The following is a 16,460-nucleotide window of genomic DNA, read 5'->3' on the forward strand; positions in this document are numbered from 1 at the left end:
CCCTTCTAGTTTGGAAGGCCTGGTCCAGTCCATAGATTTATGATATAATAGAGCAAATGTAAGTTTAGGAGAAAAAGATGTTTCTGATCGAATTAATCAAGGCGATCCTTTTTGGGATTGTCGAGGGGATTACAGAATGGCTACCGATCTCAAGTACAGGTCACTTGATTCTATTACAGGATTTTGTGCAGTTTAAAAACCAAGATCCAGCCTTTATGGAGATGTTCAATGTTGTAATTCAATTGGGTGCGATCCTAGCGGTTGTGGTAATTTATTTTGATAAATTATACCCCTTCAAACCTGGTAAATCTCCACTAGAAGTACGTCGAACCTGGCAATTATGGGCAAAAGTTGCAGTTGCAACCCTCCCTCTTGTCTTTGTTTTTAAATTAGATGATTGGTTTGAGGCGCATTTTCACAATTCGATTTCCGTTGCAATTATGTTGATCACCTACGGGATTGCCTTTATCTATCTGGAAAGACGGGAACAAGTTGAGCCAGCAGTAACGGAATTGCATAAGCTACCTTATCGAACAGCTCTTTATATCGGACTCTTCCAAGTTTTATCGCTATTTCCAGGAACAAGCCGTTCAGGTGCTACGATTGTAGGTGGTTTGATCAATGGTGTTAGCCGCCCAGTGGTGACAGAATTTACCTTTTATTTGGGGATTCCAGCTATGTTTGGAGCTAGCCTCTTAAAGGTTGGGAAATTCGTTCTTGGCGGGCATTCACTTGCACTAGGGCAACTTTTTATTCTACTGGTAGCGATGGGAGTAGCCTTTGTGGTCAGCATGTACGCTATCCGCTTCTTGACAGATTATGTGAAAAATCATGATTTCACCGTCTTTGGGAAATACCGGATTGTTCTTGGTTCCATCTTGCTATTGTATGGACTCTTCCGTGTTATTTTCTAAGAGAAGGCTTGAACTTGATCAAATTATTTTTCGAGGTTGGAGACTTTTGTCCCGACCTCTTTTCTATGCATCCTTTTTTTGAATTCTATCCAATTTTTTAGTATAATAGTAAGACTAGAAGTATGAGGTTATGCTATGAAGATGAAGCAAATTAGTGATTCAACAATTAAGATCACGATCCAACTAGAAGACTTAGAAGAACGTGGGATGGAAATTGCTGATTTTCTTGTCCCACAAGAAAAAACAGAAGAATTTTTCTACGCTATTTTGGATGAGCTCGAAATGCCTGAAAGCTTCCTGGATAGCGGGATGCTGAGTTTTCGTGTGACACCAAAACCAGATAAATTGGATGTTTTTGTTACCAAATCAAAAATTGACCAACAATTGGATTTTGAGGATTTGTCAGATCTTCCCGATATGGAAGAGTTGTCGCGCATGACGCCAGATGAATTTATCAAAACCCTGGAAAAAACAATCTCTGATAAGACAAAAGGGGATGCAGAAGCCATTCACCATTTGGAACAAGAAGAGTTGCGGGACAATCAAGAACAAGATCCGACACCTGAAGCACCAGTAAGTCAGTATATTTATTACATTTTGCGTTTTTCAAATATCCAGCAAGCAGTTGCCTTTTCAAAAACGGTAAGCTTCCCAGTGGATACTTCTGAATTATACAAAATGGAGTCAGATTATTATTTAACTGTCTTGATCGATACAGAGGATCAACCAAATCAATATCCAACCTGGTTGCTTGCCATCATTCGGGAGTATGCGGATGATTCAGAAGTGACACGGGCCGTTCTGCAGGAACATGGTCACTTACTAATGTTGTCTGGGGCGATTGAGAATTTGAAGAAAGTTGCTAGCTTATGATGTCCTTTTCCTTGCAATTTGTTCTGGTGCTGATTGGGACTTTTATGATTGCCTTGGTATTGACGCCCTTGGTTCGCTTGTTCTCCTTTAAGATTGATGCCGTAGATTATCCGAATGCGCGTCGGATCAATACCAAGCCCATGCCAAGCGCGGGTGGACTGGCTATCGTGATTGCTTTTTCAATTGCGACTCTCGTGTTTATTCCTATGCTGACATCCACCACCGCACCAATCAAAAGTTACCTATCCTATACCTTGCCGGTCGTAGGAGCGGGATGGATTATCGCTCTTACAGGCTTGATCGATGATGTAAAAGAGTTGTCAGCCAAGAAAAAGATGATCGGTATCCTGCTGGCAGCGAGTCTGGTCTGGTTTTTGACAGATTTTCGGCTGAATGATTTCAAGATTCCGTTCGGTGGTCCCTTACTTCATTTTGAACCATGGCTATCGTATCTTTTGACAGTGATTTGGATTGTTGCCATTACCAATGCAGTCAATCTGATTGATGGATTAGATGGCTTGGTGAGTGGGGTCTCTATTATTTCCCTAGTGACAATGGGGATTGTGTCCTATTTCTTTCTACCAGTCCCCAATCTCTTTCTGACCATGACCATTTTTGTCTTGGTTGCGTCCATCGCAGGTTTCTTTCCCTTTAACTACCATCCAGCCATTCTCTATCTAGGAGACACCGGTGCCTTGTTTATCGGATTCATGATTTCTGTCTTGTCCTTGCAAGGTTTGAAAAATGCGACAGCTGTTGCGGTAGTCACACCAATGATTATCCTCGGAGTACCGATTACAGATACCTTTTTAGCCATTATCCGTCGGACCCTATCTGGTCAAAAATTTTATAAACCGGATCGCAATCACTTGCACCACCGACTTCTTTCTCTGGGCTTGACACATCGGGGAACTGTACTTGTGATCTATGGGATTTCGATGATTTTCTCCTTGATTTCTCTCTTGCTCAACATCTCGAGTCGCATTGGGGGTGTCCTACTTGTGATCGGGCTCTTGTTTGGAGTAGAGTTGTTAGCAGAATTGATTGGGGTTTTAGGGCCACATCATAGTCCTTTGTTAAATGTTCTGCGCTATATAGGGAATTCTTCCTACCGGGAGGAAGTTCGTCAAAAACGAAAAGAAAAAACTAAATAAGAATAGTTCTAATCAAAAGAAAAGCCATTTAGGCTTTTTTTTGATATACTTGAAAGGTAAAAAAATACTTTGTGATGAAGGAATCGATGCTTTGAGAACCTTCTAGACTTCAAAGTAAAAAGAAAGGGAATGCAATGTCGACATTAGAAATTAAAGACCTTCACGTTGAAATTGAAGGCAAAGAAATTTTAAAAGGTGTAAACCTGACCCTAAAAACTGGTGAGATCGCAGCCATCATGGGACCAAACGGAACAGGGAAATCTACTCTGTCAGCTGCCATTATGGGAAACCCAAATTATGAAGTAACCAAAGGGGAGATTCTGTTTGATGGTGTCAACATCTTAGAATTGGAAGTGGACGAACGTGCACGGATGGGCTTGTTCCTTGCCATGCAATACCCTTCAGAAATCCCAGGAATTACCAATGCAGAATTTTTACGTGCAGCCATGAATGCTGGTAAAGAAGAGGACGAGAAGATCTCTATTCGTGATTTCATCAAAAAATTGGATGAAAAGATGGAACTGCTCAACATGAAAGAAGAAATGGCAGAACGCTACCTCAATGAAGGATTCTCTGGTGGTGAGAAAAAACGGAATGAAATCCTTCAATTATTGATGTTGGAGCCAACATTTGCTCTTTTGGATGAAATTGATTCTGGTTTGGATATTGATGCTCTTAAGGTCGTATCTAAAGGGGTTAATGCGATGCGGGGTGAAGGTTTTGGAGCGATGATCATCACCCACTACCAACGTTTGTTGAACTATATTACTCCTGACGTCGTTCATGTGATGATGGAAGGTCGTGTTGTGCTTTCAGGTGGACCAGAATTGGCTGCACGCTTGGAACGTGAAGGCTATGCCCAACTCGCAGAAGAACTCGGTTACGACTATAAAGAAGAACTATAACCTGATGACAAGTGATCTAATGTTGTCATAAAATCAAACAGATAGTATCTTTATTAGGAGAAAAAAATGAGTATTGAAAATATTACCCTCTTTTCGGAACTGCATGCTGAGCCAAGCTGGCTGCAAGATTTACGAAAAAAAGCTTTTGACAAGATCGATCAGTTGGAATTGCCAGCCATTGAACGCGTCAAATTTCACCGCTGGAACCTTGGGGATGGGACGATCACAGAAAGTGAGGCTTCTGCCAATGTTCCCGATTTTACAGCCCTCGATTCAAACTTAAAATTGGTCCAAGTTGGAACTCAGACTGTTTTTGAACAGGTGCCACAAGCCTTGGCAGACCAAGGAGTCCTTTTTACAGATTTCCATTCTGCCCTAGAAGAAATTCCGCAGGTGGTAGAAGACTACTTTATGTCTTCGGTTAAATATGATGATGATAAACTAGCAGCATACCACACAGCTTATTTTAATAGTGGGGCTGTCCTCTATATTCCAGATAACGTCGAAATTTCAGAACCAATCGAAGGCATTTTCTACCAGGATAGCGACAGTGATGTACCTTTTAATAAGCACATTTTGATTATCGCAGGTAAAAACAGCAAGTTCAGCTATTTGGAACGCTTGGAATCAAAAGGTGATGGCTCAGCAAAAGCAACTGCTAATGTGACGGTTGAGGTGATTGCCCGCTCCGGTGCTCAAGTGAAATTTGCGGCGATTGACCGTCTGGGTGAAAATGTCACAGCCTACATCAGTCGACGTGGAAAACTAGGTCAGGATGCCAGCATTGATTGGGCCATCGGTGTCATGAATGAAGGCAACGTGGTTGCAGACTTTGACAGTGACTTGGTTGGAAACGGAAGTCATGCAGATTTGAAAGTTGTTGCCTTATCAAGCGGTCGTCAGGTGCAAGGAATTGACACCCGTGTGACCAACTTTGGTTGCAACTCGATCGGAAATATCTTACAACACGGGGTTATTCTTGAAAAAGGAACCTTGACCTTCAACGGAATTGGTCATATTATAAAAGGGGCCAAAGGAGCAGATGCTCAGCAAGAAAGCCGTGTCTTGATGCTATCGGATCAAGCGCGTTCAGATGCCAATCCAATCCTCTTGATTGATGAAAATGACGTCACGGCAGGCCATGCTGCATCGATCGGTCAAGTGGACCCAGAAGATATGTATTACCTTATGAGTCGTGGTCTGGATCAACACACAGCAGAACGTTTAGTGGTGCGTGGTTTCTTGGGATCTGTTATTGTTGAAATCCCAGTTAAAGAAGTACGTGATGAAATGATTGCCACCATCGAAGAAAAGTTATCTCAACGCTAAGGAGAAACAATGCTAGATAAAAATACGATTGCTCAAGATTTTCCCATTCTCGATCAACTAGTTCACGATGAGCCTTTGGTTTATCTAGATAATGCAGCGACGACGCAAAAACCTAAACGTGTTCTTGAAGCAGTTAATCACTATTATTTGCAAGATAACGCCAATGTCCATCGTGGAGTCCATACTTTGGCTGAACGAGCGACAGCAGCCTATGAGGCGGCGCGTGAGAAAGTTAGAGAATTTATCAACGCTTCATCAACCAAGGAGGTGCTCTTTACAAGAGGGACAACGACTGGACTCAACTGGGTGGCCCGCTATGCAGAAGAAGTCCTAAAGGAAGGGGATGAAGTCCTGATTTCCATCATGGAACATCACTCCAACATCATTCCTTGGCAGCAAGCCTGCAAGAAGACAGGAGCAAAACTGGTTTATGTCTATCTAAAAGATGGCTTACTGGATATGCAGGACTTAAAGAGCAAGCTTAGTGAGAGGACAAAATTTGTCTCCATCACCCATGCTTCGAATGTCTTAGGGGTGGTCAATCCGATCAAGGAAATTACTCGATTAGCTCATGAAGTTGGAGCGATCATGGTCGTAGACGGTGCTCAATCAACCCCTCATATGGCCATTGATGTACAAGACTTAGATGCGGATTTCTTTGCTTTTTCTGGCCACAAGATGGCTGCACCAACAGGGATTGGTGTCCTCTATGGGAAGGAAGAAATCTTAGAGCAAATGTCTCCAATCGAGTTTGGGGGCGAGATGATTGACTTTGTTTACGAACAATCTGCCTCTTGGAAGGAATTACCTTGGAAATTTGAAGCTGGAACACCTAATATGGCGGGCGCAATTGGTCTTGGTGCAGCAATCGATTACTTAGAAGAGCTGGGTATGGACCAGGTAGAAGCGCATGAGCAAGAATTGATTGCCTATGTGTTTCCAAAATTACAGGCTATCGAAGGCTTGACCATCTATGGCTCCCAAGACTTAGCCCAACGTTCTGGCGTCATTTCCTTCAATCTAGGAGATCTCCATCCGCATGACTTAGCAACAGCATTAGATTATGAAGGAATTGCCGTTCGTGCAGGTCACCACTGTGCACAACCGCTCCTTCAATACCTACAAGTCCCAGCGACAACGAGAGCAAGTTTTTATATCTACAACACCAAGGCGGACTGTGATAAATTAATTGAGGCATTGGTCAAAGCAAAGGAGTTTTTCAATGGCACTTTCTAAATTAGATTCGCTGTACATGGCGGTCGTATCTGACCATTCAAAACACCCCCATCACCAAGGGCAGATTGAAGATGTTGATCAGATCCAACTCAACAATCCAACTTGTGGAGATGTGATCCAGTTAAGTGTGAAATTTGATGAGAATGACAGGGTGGAAGATATTGCCTTTGTGAATTCAGGCTGTACGATCTCAACAGCTTCGGCTAGTATGATGACAGATGCTGTAATGGGAAAAACAAAAGAGGAAGTCGAAGAATTGGCACTGGTCTTTTCAGAAATGGTCCAAGGCCAATCAGATCCTCGGCAAGAGGAGTTGGGAGATGCAGCCTTCTTATCTGGAGTCTCAAAATTCCCACAGCGGATTAAATGTGCGACCCTCTCCTGGAATGCTCTTAAAAAAGCGATCGAACGTAGTAATTAGTTAAAAGAAGAAACAGAGAAAGAAAGGAAATTATGGCTGAAGAAAGAGTCGAACCGAAACCAATTGATCTCGGTGAATATAAATTTGGATTTCACGATGACGTTCAACCCATTCTCTCTACCGGGAAGGGATTGAATGAAGCGGTAATTCGTGAATTATCTGCAGCAAAAAATGAACCAGAATGGATGCTAGAATTCCGTTTGAAATCTTTTGAAACCTTCAAAAAGATGCCCATGCAAACCTGGGGAGCCGATCTATCAGAGATTGACTTTGATGATTTGATCTATTATCAAAAACCTTCGGATAAACCTGCCCGTTCATGGGACGAAGTTCCAGAGAAAATCAAGGAAACCTTTGAGCGCATCGGGATTCCTGAAGCGGAACGTGCCTACCTAGCGGGAGCTTCTGCTCAGTATGAATCGGAAGTGGTTTACCACAATATGAAAGAAGAGTTTGAAAAGTTGGGGATTATCTTTACCGATACGGATTCTGCCCTAAAAGAATATCCAGACCTTTTCAAACAGTATTTTGCGAAGTTAGTACCACCAACGGACAACAAATTGGCTGCCCTCAACTCAGCAGTCTGGTCTGGTGGAACCTTCATTTATGTACCAAAAGGTGTAAAAGTAGACGTCCCACTTCAAACTTACTTCCGTATCAACAATGAAAATACAGGTCAGTTTGAGCGCACGTTGATTATTGTGGATGAGGGAGCAAGTGTCCACTATGTAGAAGGCTGTACAGCGCCGACCTACTCAAGCAATAGCCTCCATGCAGCGATTGTTGAGATCTTTGCCTTGGATGGTGCCTATATGCGCTACACGACTATCCAAAACTGGTCTGACAATGTCTACAACTTGGTCACCAAGCGGGCCAAAGCCCAAAAAGATGCTACAGTTGAGTGGATCGACGGGAACTTAGGAGCCAAGACAACCATGAAGTACCCATCTGTTTATCTAGATGGAGAAGGAGCGCGCGGGACCATGTTGTCCATTGCCTTTGCGAATGCAGGTCAACACCAAGATACAGGTGCTAAGATGATCCACAATGCCCCTCATACCAGCTCGTCTATCGTATCAAAATCTATTGCGAAAGGTGGCGGAAAGGTAGACTACCGTGGACAAGTTACATTTAACAAGGATTCTAAAAAATCTGTTTCTCATATTGAGTGCGATACCATTATTATGGATGATTTGTCAGCATCAGATACGATTCCTTTTAATGAAATTCACAATTCACAAGTTGCTTTGGAGCACGAAGCAAAGGTTTCAAAAATTTCAGAAGAACAGCTTTATTATTTGATGAGTCGTGGTCTGTCTGAGTCAGAAGCGACAGAAATGATTGTCATGGGATTTGTAGAGCCCTTTACAAAAGAACTTCCAATGGAATATGCCGTTGAGTTAAACCGACTTATTAGTTACGAAATGGAAGGATCTGTAGGATAATTCATTTTCATCAATCAAAAATCACAATGGATTTGACTCCATTGTGATTTTTGATTATAATTTTTCGTTGACATAACGGACGAATTGATTCCACCAAACCTTTAAGAAAAAGCTTTTCTCAACGGTTTTTCCTGCTACCATATCGACTGTCGGCTCTTGATCTTCTAAGTAGCCTCGCCCGATTTTATTTGGATCTGAGTATTGGAGAATTCCAACATCATCTCCAGATTTTACAGGGGCTTTGAATTGGTTTTGACTACTTTTGAATTGGATCTTAGGTTCAGTTTGATTGCCTTGTTTTACCACGACATAGAAGTCTTTTTTGGCAACAGCCGAAACGGACTCAAACTTCCCATCCGTAATGGCGACCTTACTTTTTCCATAGGTATCTCCTTTCTTTACGACAATGGAAGAAACAAAGGTTCGTACCACGTAATTCATCAGTGATGAAGTTGCTACAAAGCGTGCATAAGGATCACCGTCAACTGCTTCAACTCCTAAGACAACTGTGATTATGTGGATACCATTTTGCGTCGTTGATGCAGCAAAGGTAATTCCTCCTTTGGTGGAGTTGCTGACTCGAAGGCCGTCGACTCCAGAACGGTAATTCGGCATCCCTTCTAGCATTAGGTTGGGGTTTTCAATCTGCGTGTTTGAAAAAAGAGCAGTGGGTTTTGAAGTATATTTGGTCACTTCAGGAAAATCCTGGAGTAAGTGCTTGGCAATAACAGCAATATCATAAGCACTCAATTGATTTTCGTCTTCTTTCCCGTCAGGATCTCCGCTGATGGTTTGAGTATTTAATCCGGTAGCATTAATTAAATGAGGAGATTGAATGCCCCATTCAGCAAGTTTTTGCTTCATTTTTTCAACGAAGCTTTTTTCGGAGCCACCCACTTTCTCAGCTAAGGCGAAGGCGGCAGTGCTAGAATTTCCAACTAAAAGAGCAGTCAATAACTGATCAACCGTATATTGGTTCGCTTCCATAGGAAGAGTACCAGCACCTTCGATATCATTTAAGGCCAGAGCTTTCTCAGACAATTTGATAGGATCTTTTAGAGAAAGTTTTTTTTCATGAATGGCTTCGAAAATCAGATAAGTGGTCAAGAGTGTAGATAGTCCCCCCACATCTCGCTTTTTCTCTGAATCCTTTTCATATAAGATTTTACCTGTATCAGCTTCAACAGCAATAGCGCTTTGAGCAGGAAGATCCAGATCATCTGCTAGAACGACTTGATAAGGTAAACTGCATAACAGCAGCATGAAGGTTAAAAAAGAAAGAAAGAATTTTTTCACAGTTGTTTCCTCGTTGCTTAGTCCTCTCTATTGTATCATACAAATGATCAATGGAAAATCGTAAAATCATCAATTAGGCTAAAAAGTCAATCATAACAAGGTTTTTGGATGGGGTTGAAGCAAATATTCAGAAAATTTAGTTTACTTTTTTTTCTACTTGTGATATAATCTTAAACAAATCTAAAAAAACTATTGGAGAATTCCTATGAAAAAAGGTAAAGTATTCGCAGTTGCCGGAGTAACACTCCTTGCAGCTGGATTGTTGGCTGCATGTTCTGGTTCAAATACTAGCAAAGCAAGCTCAGGCGAAGACAAAAACTATGGTTATGTCTACACAGATGATCCTCAAACTTTGGACTACACTGTGTCTTCTAAAGCTGCTACACATGATATCACTACAAACGTCGTAGATGGTTTGATGGCAAATGACAAGTATGGTAATCTCGTACCATCACTTGCGGAAGATTGGTCTGTTTCAAAAGATGGTTTGACTTATACCTACAAAATTCGTAAGGGTGTTAAATGGTACGATGCAGATGGTGAAGAACATGGTGAAGTGACTGCCAAAGACTTCGTAACTGGTTTGAAACACGCTGCTGATAAAAAATCTGAAACCCTTTCACTTGTTCAAGGTTCTGTCAAAGGCTTGGATGATTATGTACAAGGAAAAACTACAGACTTTAGCCAAGTTGGTGTCAAAGCTGTTGACGATTACACACTTCAATATACATTGAATAAACCTGAAACCTTCTGGAACTCTAAAACAACAAACGGAATCTTGTTCCCAATTAGCACAGAGTTCTTGAAGAGTAAGGGAGATGATTTTGGTCAACCAAACGATGTGAAATCAATCCTTGCAAACGGACCTTTCCTTCTTAAATCAATCACTTCAAAATCATCTGTTGTATTTGAAAAGAATGACAACTACTGGGATAAGAAAAATGTTCACCTTAAAGAAGTGAAACTCACTTATTATGATGGATCAGACCAAGATTCATTGGCGCGTGGTTTCTCTGATGGTGCTTATACAGCTGCTCGTCTTTTCCCGGCAAGTTCAAACTTTGCAACTGTATCTAAAAAATACAAAGACAACATTTACAACACACCGGCTGGTTCAGGTGTAGCAGTCCTTGGTTTCAACATTGATCGTCAATCTTACAAACACACAGCTAAGAAATCAGATGCTGAAAAATCTTCTACTAAGAAAGCAATCTTAAACAAAGATTTCCGTCAAGCTATCACCTTTGCCTTGAATCGTGAAAACTATTCAGCGCAAGTAAATAGTAAAGCATTTGCTAAACCAGCTATCCGTAATACCTATACAGCTCCTGCTTTTGTACAAGTTAATGGGAAAGACTTTGGAGATGTGGTTGCAGATAAGTTGACTACTTATGGAGACCAATGGAAAGGTGTCAACCTTGCAGATGGTCAAGACGGTCTTTACAACAAAGACAAAGCAAAAGCACAACTTGAAAAAGCAAAAGCTGAACTTCAAAAAGATGGCGTTCAATTCCCAATTCATATTGACGTACCAGTAGCACAAAACTCTACAAACTTTGTTTCACGGATGCAATCATTGAAACAAACAGTGGAAAATACTCTTGGTAAAGACAATGTCGTTCTTGACCTTCAAATGATGGACCAAGACGAAGTGTTGAACATCACATTGAATGTTCCATCAGCTGCAGATGCAGATTGGGATCTTCAAGGATTGGTCGGATGGAACCCAGACTACGATGATCCATCAACTTACCTTGATACTCTTCAACCATCATCAGAAGACCAAACAAAAGTTTACCTTGGTTTTGCAGGTGGTGTAGATAATGCTTCAGCCAAAGCAGTTGGCTTGGATGAGTATGCGAAACTTCTTGCAGATGCTAATAGCGAATCACTTGATGTAGCTAAACGTTACGAAAAATATGCTACTGCTCAAGCTTGGTTGAGTGATAGTGCCTTGGTAATCCCAACAATGTCAAGCACAGGCGCAGCAACAGTTGTTTCTAAAGTGGTTCCATTCTCTGGCCCATCAGCTCAAACAGGTAACAAAGGATCTGCTTACTTCAAATATGTAGAAGTTCAAGATGAACCTGTTACTAAGAAACAATACGAACAAGCACGTGAAAAATGGCAAAAAGAAAAAGCTGAGTCAAACAAAAAAGCTCAACAAGATCTTGAAAAACACGTTAAATAATTAATTATTGCTTTTCATTAGAACTTTCTCTTCTAGGGGAGAAAGTTCTTTTGGACATTAAAGGAATGAAATATGAAAAAATATGTTTTTATGCGTATTTTGCGTTCGTTAGTGTCGATCTTTCTCGTCACGACATTAACCTACATGATTATCTATACGCTAACACCGAGAAATCTCATCTTTAAAAATGACCCCAACTACAATAAAGTAGCGAAGACAAAAGATTCGAAGATCAACTACGAAAATACTGTCTACGATCGCATGGGTTATTTGGAATACATGGATTCAAAGAGCTTGCAACAAAAAGCAAGTAAAGAAGATTCTTCTGTAACAGTTGATGCGACAACTGCTAATGAAAAGATCTATAAGGAATACATTAACAAATTAGGTCATGGTTGGCAGTTGAAACGTTTCCCAGAAAGTAAGTCTTTCTATGCGGTGCGTGAAATTCCAGTTTTTGAACGTGTCGTCAGCTTCTATGCGAATTTGATTCAATTTGATCATCCAGGTTGGGTGAAAGATGCTTCAAATCCAAACCTCAAACGCTATATCCGTATTGAAAATGATCCGTCTATTGGTTGGTCAGTTGTAGGTTCTGGTACGAAACACAAATACCTCTTGTACTTTAATGGTCAATTCCCATATGTACACCAAAACTTTGTGACCTTAAACCTTGGAAATTCATATCCAACTTATTCAAATACCCCTGTTCTTCAAGTTATTACCCAAGGACAAGGAACAACTAAGAAGAGTGAAGTGAACTTCCCAACAGGTAAAAAGACATCTTCCATCGATATCTACTCACGTACCTACAAATCACCAAGTAAGGCAGACTCACAAGATATCAGTCGATTTGGTAAAGGGGACGCTTATACAGCAACGTTGAGCAACTATGAGAATCCATCCATGATTGCATCTTCTTCAATCATTGGTTTGATTGGTATTGCAATTTCTTATTTGATTGCGATCCCATTAGGATCTTACATGGCTCTGTTCAAGAACTCATGGTTTGATAGCATCTCAACAGCTGCTTTGACATTTATGATGTCTCTTCCAACCATTGCTTCGGTCTACATTGTCCGTTTAGCAGGTTCATTCTTTGGGCTTCCAGACTCATTCCCAGTTCTTGGAGCACAGGACTGGCGTTCATATGTATTGCCGTCTCTGATTCTTGGTTTATTGAGTGCACCATTTAACGCCGTTTGGATTCGTCGTTACATGATCGATATCCATTCACAAGATTTCGTCCGTTTTGCTCGTTCAAAAGGATTGTCAGAACGTGAGATTTCAAAAAAACACATCTTCAAAAATGCGATGGTTCCATTGGTATCTGGTATTCCGACATCTATTATTGGAGTTATCTCAGGTGCGACACTTACTGAAACAGTCTTCGCTTTCCCAGGTATGGGTAAAATGTTGATTGACTCTATTAAAGCATCAAACAACACCATGGTTATCGGACTTGTCTTCATCTTCACATCGCTTGGTATCTTTGCTGCCATGTTAGGTGATATCTTGATGACAGTGCTTGATCCACGGATTAAATTAACGAATACGAAAGGAGGCAAATAATGGCTACAATCGATAAAAATAAATTTCAGTTTGTAAAACGCGATGACTTTGCCTCTGAAGTAATCGATGCTCCAGCGTATTCATACTGGAAATCTGTATTCAGACAATTCTTTAAAAAAAGAACCACGATCATTATGCTTGCTGTTTTGATTGGGATTCTCTTGATGAGTTTTATCTACCCGATGTTTTCAAATTTTGATTACAACGACGTAAGTAAGGTAAATGACTTTTCAGCACGTTTGAATCCACCAAGTGCCAAAGCTTTCTTTGGTACAGATAACAACGGTAAATCCCTCTTTGATGGAGTTTGGTTTGGTGCTCGAAATTCGATTATCATTTCCTTTATCGCAACTGTTATTAACGTGGTGGTCGGAGTCATCGTTGGTGGAATTTGGGGAATCTCAAAATCCATCGACCGTATCATGATGGAAGTTTATAACGTTATTTCAAACATTCCATTTATGTTGATCGTTATCGTCTTGACTTACTCAATGGGATCTGGTTTCTGGAATTTGATTCTTGCCATGTCCTTAACAGGATGGATCGGAATTGCCTACATGATTCGTGTTCAAATCATGCGTTACCGTGATTTGGAGTACAACTTGGCCAGTCGAACATTAGGAACACCAACGTTGAAAATTGTTACGAAAAATATTTTACCTCAATTGGTATCTGTAATCGTGACCCAGACATCACAAATGTTACCAAGTTTTATTTCTTACGAAGCTTTCCTTTCCTTCTTCGGACTTGGTCTTCCAATCACAGTTCCAAGTTTGGGACGGTTGATTTCTGACTATTCTCAAAACGTAACTACAAATGCCTACCTATTCTGGATTCCACTTACTGTTTTGATTTTAGTATCCTTGTCATTCTTTATCGTCGGACAAAACTTGGCCGATGCCAGCGACCCACGTACACATAGATAGGAGGAGTAGATATGACATCAAATAACAATATTATTTTATCTGCTCAAGATATCGTAGTGGAATTTGACGTGCGCGATCGCGTACTGACAGCCATTCGTGGCGTATCGCTTGAGCTAGTAGAAGGTGAAGTTCTTGCCTTGGTTGGTGAGTCAGGTTCAGGGAAATCAGTTTTGACAAAGACGTTCACCGGAATGTTAGAAGATAATGGCCGTATTGCCCAAGGTTCGATTAAATACCGTGGTCAAGAATTGACAGATTTGAAATCGAATAAAGATTGGGAAAATATTCGTGGATCTAAGATCGCTACAATTTTCCAAGACCCAATGACAAGTTTGGACCCAATCAACACAATTGGTTCACAAATTACAGAAGTCATTATCAAACACCAAGGGAAAACAGCTAAAGAAGCTAAAGAAATGGCTTTGGACTATATGGAGAAAGTTGGAATTCCAGATGCGGAACGTCGTTTTGATGAGTATCCATTCCAATATTCAGGTGGGATGCGTCAACGGATCGTTATTGCCATCGCCTTGGCCTGCCGTCCAGATATCTTAATCTGTGACGAACCAACAACAGCCCTAGACGTAACCATTCAAGCGCAAATCATTGATTTGTTGAAATCCCTTCAAAAAGAATACCAATTTACAGTTATCTTTATCACCCACGACTTAGGTGTGGTTGCAAGTATTGCAGATAAAGTAGCCGTTATGTATGCTGGAGAAATTGTTGAGTTTGGTAAAGTAGAAGAAATTTTCTACGATCCAAAACATCCATACACATGGAGCTTGCTTTCAAGCTTGCCTCAATTGTCAACCTCAGATGGTGATCTTTACTCTATTCCAGGAACTCCGCCATCATTGTATGCTCCAATCAAAGGAGATGCCTTCGCACTTCGTTCAGACTATGCAATGCAGATTGATTTTGAAGAAGAGGCACCTGCTTTCAAAGTAACCGATACTCACTGGGCTAAGACATGGTTGCTCCATCCAGATGCACCAACAGTTCATAAACCAGAAGTAATCGAAAACCTTCACGAAAAGATTGGCTCAAAAATGGGCTTCACTCACATTACAGAATAGGAGGAAGGAAATGACTGAAAAATTAGTTGAAATTAAAGATTTAGAAATTTCCTTCGGTGAAGGAAGTAAAAAATTCGTTGCTGTAAAGAACACCAACTTTTTCATTAATAAGGGAGAAACTTTCTCTCTTGTTGGTGAATCAGGAAGTGGTAAGACAACAATTGGGCGTGCGATCATCGGTTTGAATGATACAAGTGCTGGAGAAATTATTTATGACGGTCGCAAGATCAACGGAAAAAACTCTCATAGTGAAAAATCAGAGTTGATCCGTAAAATTCAAATGATCTTCCAAGACCCAGCAGCAAGTTTGAATGAACGTGCAACAGTTGATTATATTATCTCTGAAGGTTTGATCAACCACCATTTGTTTAACAGCGAAGAAGAACGTCAGGAAAAAGTAAAAAATATTATGCATGAAGTTGGGCTTCTAGCAGAACATTTGACACGTTATCCTCACGAATTCTCAGGTGGTCAACGTCAACGGATCGGTATTGCCCGTGCACTTGTCATGGAACCAGAATTTGTCATTGCGGATGAACCAATCTCAGCTCTTGACGTTTCAGTACGTGCACAGGTCTTGAACCTTTTGAAAAAATTCCAAAGAGAATTAGGCTTGACCTACCTCTTTATCGCCCATGACTTGTCAGTTGTACGCTTCATTTCTGACCGTATTGCAGTTATCTATAAAGGGGTTATTGTAGAAGTGGCAGAAACTGAAGAACTATTTAACCACCCAATCCATCCATACACTCAATCCCTACTTTCAGCAGTCCCAATTCCAGATCCAATTCTAGAACGTAAAAAAGTTCTAAAAATCTATGATCCAGAACAACATGATTACTCTGAAGATAAACCACAAATGGTTGAAATTAAACCAGGTCATTATGTATGGGCTAACAAAGCTGAAGAAAACAAATACAGACAAGAATATAAATAGAGAGGATTCCCTCTCTATTTTCTTTTTTTCAAAAAAACTTTCAAAAAAATAAAAAATTTTTTAAAAAAGTGTTGACAGTAAGAGTAGGTCATGATATACTAATACAGTTGTCGCGCGAGAGCGACAAAGACCTTTGAAAACTGAACAAGACGAACCAATGTGCAGGGCGCTATAACTAAGGT

Annotated in this window: 14 protein-coding genes; 13 read left to right on the top strand and 1 reads right to left on the bottom strand. The window is 40.7% G+C overall.

Annotated elements, in window-relative coordinates; all coding sequences use genetic code 11:
* The first annotated feature begins 77 nt into the window (after positions 1–77).
* The 8 genes from M1G14_RS10275 (at position 78) to sufB (ending at position 8,277) form a co-directional block, all read left to right on the top strand.
* A complete protein-coding gene (locus M1G14_RS10275; protein WP_049523045.1) occupies positions 78–914 on the top strand; it encodes an undecaprenyl-diphosphate phosphatase in 837 nt (278 codons plus the stop codon).
* A 135-nt stretch (positions 915–1,049) separates the two neighbouring features.
* Positions 1,050–1,787 carry an adaptor protein MecA gene (mecA, locus tag M1G14_RS10280; RefSeq protein ID WP_049485792.1) on the top strand — a complete coding sequence of 246 codons (738 nt, stop codon included), beginning with the start codon at positions 1,050–1,052 and terminating at the stop codon, positions 1,785–1,787.
* Positions 1,784–2,941 (top strand): glycosyltransferase family 4 protein, encoded by a 1,158-nt coding sequence (locus M1G14_RS10285; RefSeq protein WP_049485793.1) that lies wholly within the window; start codon positions 1,784–1,786, stop codon positions 2,939–2,941. Before mecA ends, M1G14_RS10285 begins: the two co-directional genes overlap by 4 nt.
* A gap of 134 nt (positions 2,942–3,075) precedes the next feature.
* A complete protein-coding gene (sufC, locus tag M1G14_RS10290; RefSeq protein WP_003004238.1) occupies positions 3,076–3,846 on the top strand; it encodes a Fe-S cluster assembly ATPase SufC in 771 nt (256 codons plus the stop codon).
* Between the two features lie 66 nt (positions 3,847–3,912).
* Positions 3,913–5,175, top strand: a complete 1,263-nt coding sequence (gene sufD / locus M1G14_RS10295; RefSeq protein WP_049523046.1) for a Fe-S cluster assembly protein SufD — start codon at positions 3,913–3,915, stop codon at positions 5,173–5,175.
* Between the two features lie 9 nt (positions 5,176–5,184).
* Positions 5,185–6,411 carry a cysteine desulfurase gene (locus M1G14_RS10300; RefSeq protein ID WP_003015461.1) on the top strand — a complete coding sequence of 409 codons (1,227 nt, stop codon included), beginning with the start codon at positions 5,185–5,187 and terminating at the stop codon, positions 6,409–6,411.
* Entirely contained in the window at positions 6,398–6,832 is a 435-nt protein-coding gene (gene sufU, locus M1G14_RS10305) for a Fe-S cluster assembly sulfur transfer protein SufU (RefSeq protein ID WP_003015456.1), read from the top strand. The genes M1G14_RS10300 and sufU overlap by 14 nt, the downstream gene beginning before the upstream one ends.
* Before the next feature lie 32 nt (positions 6,833–6,864).
* A complete protein-coding gene (sufB, locus tag M1G14_RS10310; RefSeq protein WP_003015477.1) occupies positions 6,865–8,277 on the top strand; it encodes a Fe-S cluster assembly protein SufB in 1,413 nt (470 codons plus the stop codon).
* 54 nt (positions 8,278–8,331) lie between these two features.
* Here sufB and M1G14_RS10315 read toward each other — a convergent pair whose 3' ends face one another.
* On the bottom strand, positions 8,332–9,573 hold the full coding sequence (locus M1G14_RS10315; RefSeq protein ID WP_049523047.1) for a serine hydrolase: 1,242 nt from the start codon (positions 9,571–9,573) through the stop codon (positions 8,332–8,334).
* Positions 9,574–9,778: 205 nt separating this feature from the next.
* Here M1G14_RS10315 and M1G14_RS10320 point away from each other — a divergent pair, with 205 nt between their 5' ends.
* From M1G14_RS10320 to M1G14_RS10340, 5 genes are all read left to right on the top strand, one after another.
* Positions 9,779–11,764, top strand: coding sequence for a peptide ABC transporter substrate-binding protein (locus tag M1G14_RS10320; protein ID WP_247926577.1), 1,986 nt, complete (start codon positions 9,779–9,781; stop codon positions 11,762–11,764).
* A 72-nt stretch (positions 11,765–11,836) separates the two neighbouring features.
* Positions 11,837–13,336 (top strand): ABC transporter permease, encoded by a 1,500-nt coding sequence (locus M1G14_RS10325; RefSeq protein ID WP_023919303.1) that lies wholly within the window; start codon positions 11,837–11,839, stop codon positions 13,334–13,336.
* Positions 13,336–14,262: an oligopeptide ABC transporter permease OppC gene (gene oppC, locus M1G14_RS10330; protein ID WP_023919302.1), complete on the top strand. Its 927-nt coding sequence runs from the start codon at positions 13,336–13,338 to the stop codon at positions 14,260–14,262. The genes M1G14_RS10325 and oppC overlap by 1 nt, the downstream gene beginning before the upstream one ends.
* Positions 14,263–14,273: 11 nt before the next feature.
* Positions 14,274–15,341, top strand: a complete 1,068-nt coding sequence (locus tag M1G14_RS10335) for an ABC transporter ATP-binding protein (RefSeq protein WP_003004369.1) — start codon at positions 14,274–14,276, stop codon at positions 15,339–15,341.
* 10 nt (positions 15,342–15,351) lie between these two features.
* On the top strand, positions 15,352–16,278 hold the full coding sequence (locus M1G14_RS10340; protein WP_049523048.1) for an ATP-binding cassette domain-containing protein: 927 nt from the start codon (positions 15,352–15,354) through the stop codon (positions 16,276–16,278).
* Positions 16,279–16,460 lie beyond the last annotated feature (182 nt).

The organism is Streptococcus parasanguinis, from assembly GCF_023109675.1.
Classification (GTDB): Bacteria; Bacillota; Bacilli; order Lactobacillales; family Streptococcaceae; genus Streptococcus; species Streptococcus parasanguinis_I.

Excerpts from the sequence above, each read along its gene's own strand:
- M1G14_RS10285 (WP_049485793.1), top strand. The coding sequence starts at position 1,784 with ATGATGTCCTTTTCCTTGCAATTTGTTCTGGTGCTGATTGGGACTTTT.
- sufD (WP_049523046.1), top strand. The coding sequence starts at position 3,913 with ATGAGTATTGAAAATATTACCCTCTTTTCGGAACTGCATGCTGAGCCA.
- M1G14_RS10340 (WP_049523048.1), top strand. The coding sequence starts at position 15,352 with ATGACTGAAAAATTAGTTGAAATTAAAGATTTAGAAATTTCCTTCGGT.
- M1G14_RS10325 (WP_023919303.1), top strand. The coding sequence starts at position 11,837 with ATGAAAAAATATGTTTTTATGCGTATTTTGCGTTCGTTAGTGTCGATC.
- sufU (WP_003015456.1), top strand. The coding sequence starts at position 6,398 with ATGGCACTTTCTAAATTAGATTCGCTGTACATGGCGGTCGTATCTGAC.
- M1G14_RS10320 (WP_247926577.1), top strand. The coding sequence starts at position 9,779 with ATGAAAAAAGGTAAAGTATTCGCAGTTGCCGGAGTAACACTCCTTGCA.
- M1G14_RS10335 (WP_003004369.1), top strand. The coding sequence starts at position 14,274 with ATGACATCAAATAACAATATTATTTTATCTGCTCAAGATATCGTAGTG.
- mecA (WP_049485792.1), top strand. The coding sequence starts at position 1,050 with ATGAAGATGAAGCAAATTAGTGATTCAACAATTAAGATCACGATCCAA.
- sufB (WP_003015477.1), top strand. The coding sequence starts at position 6,865 with ATGGCTGAAGAAAGAGTCGAACCGAAACCAATTGATCTCGGTGAATAT.
- oppC (WP_023919302.1), top strand. The coding sequence starts at position 13,336 with ATGGCTACAATCGATAAAAATAAATTTCAGTTTGTAAAACGCGATGAC.
- sufC (WP_003004238.1), top strand. The coding sequence starts at position 3,076 with ATGTCGACATTAGAAATTAAAGACCTTCACGTTGAAATTGAAGGCAAA.
- M1G14_RS10300 (WP_003015461.1), top strand. The coding sequence starts at position 5,185 with ATGCTAGATAAAAATACGATTGCTCAAGATTTTCCCATTCTCGATCAA.
- M1G14_RS10275 (WP_049523045.1), top strand. The coding sequence starts at position 78 with ATGTTTCTGATCGAATTAATCAAGGCGATCCTTTTTGGGATTGTCGAG.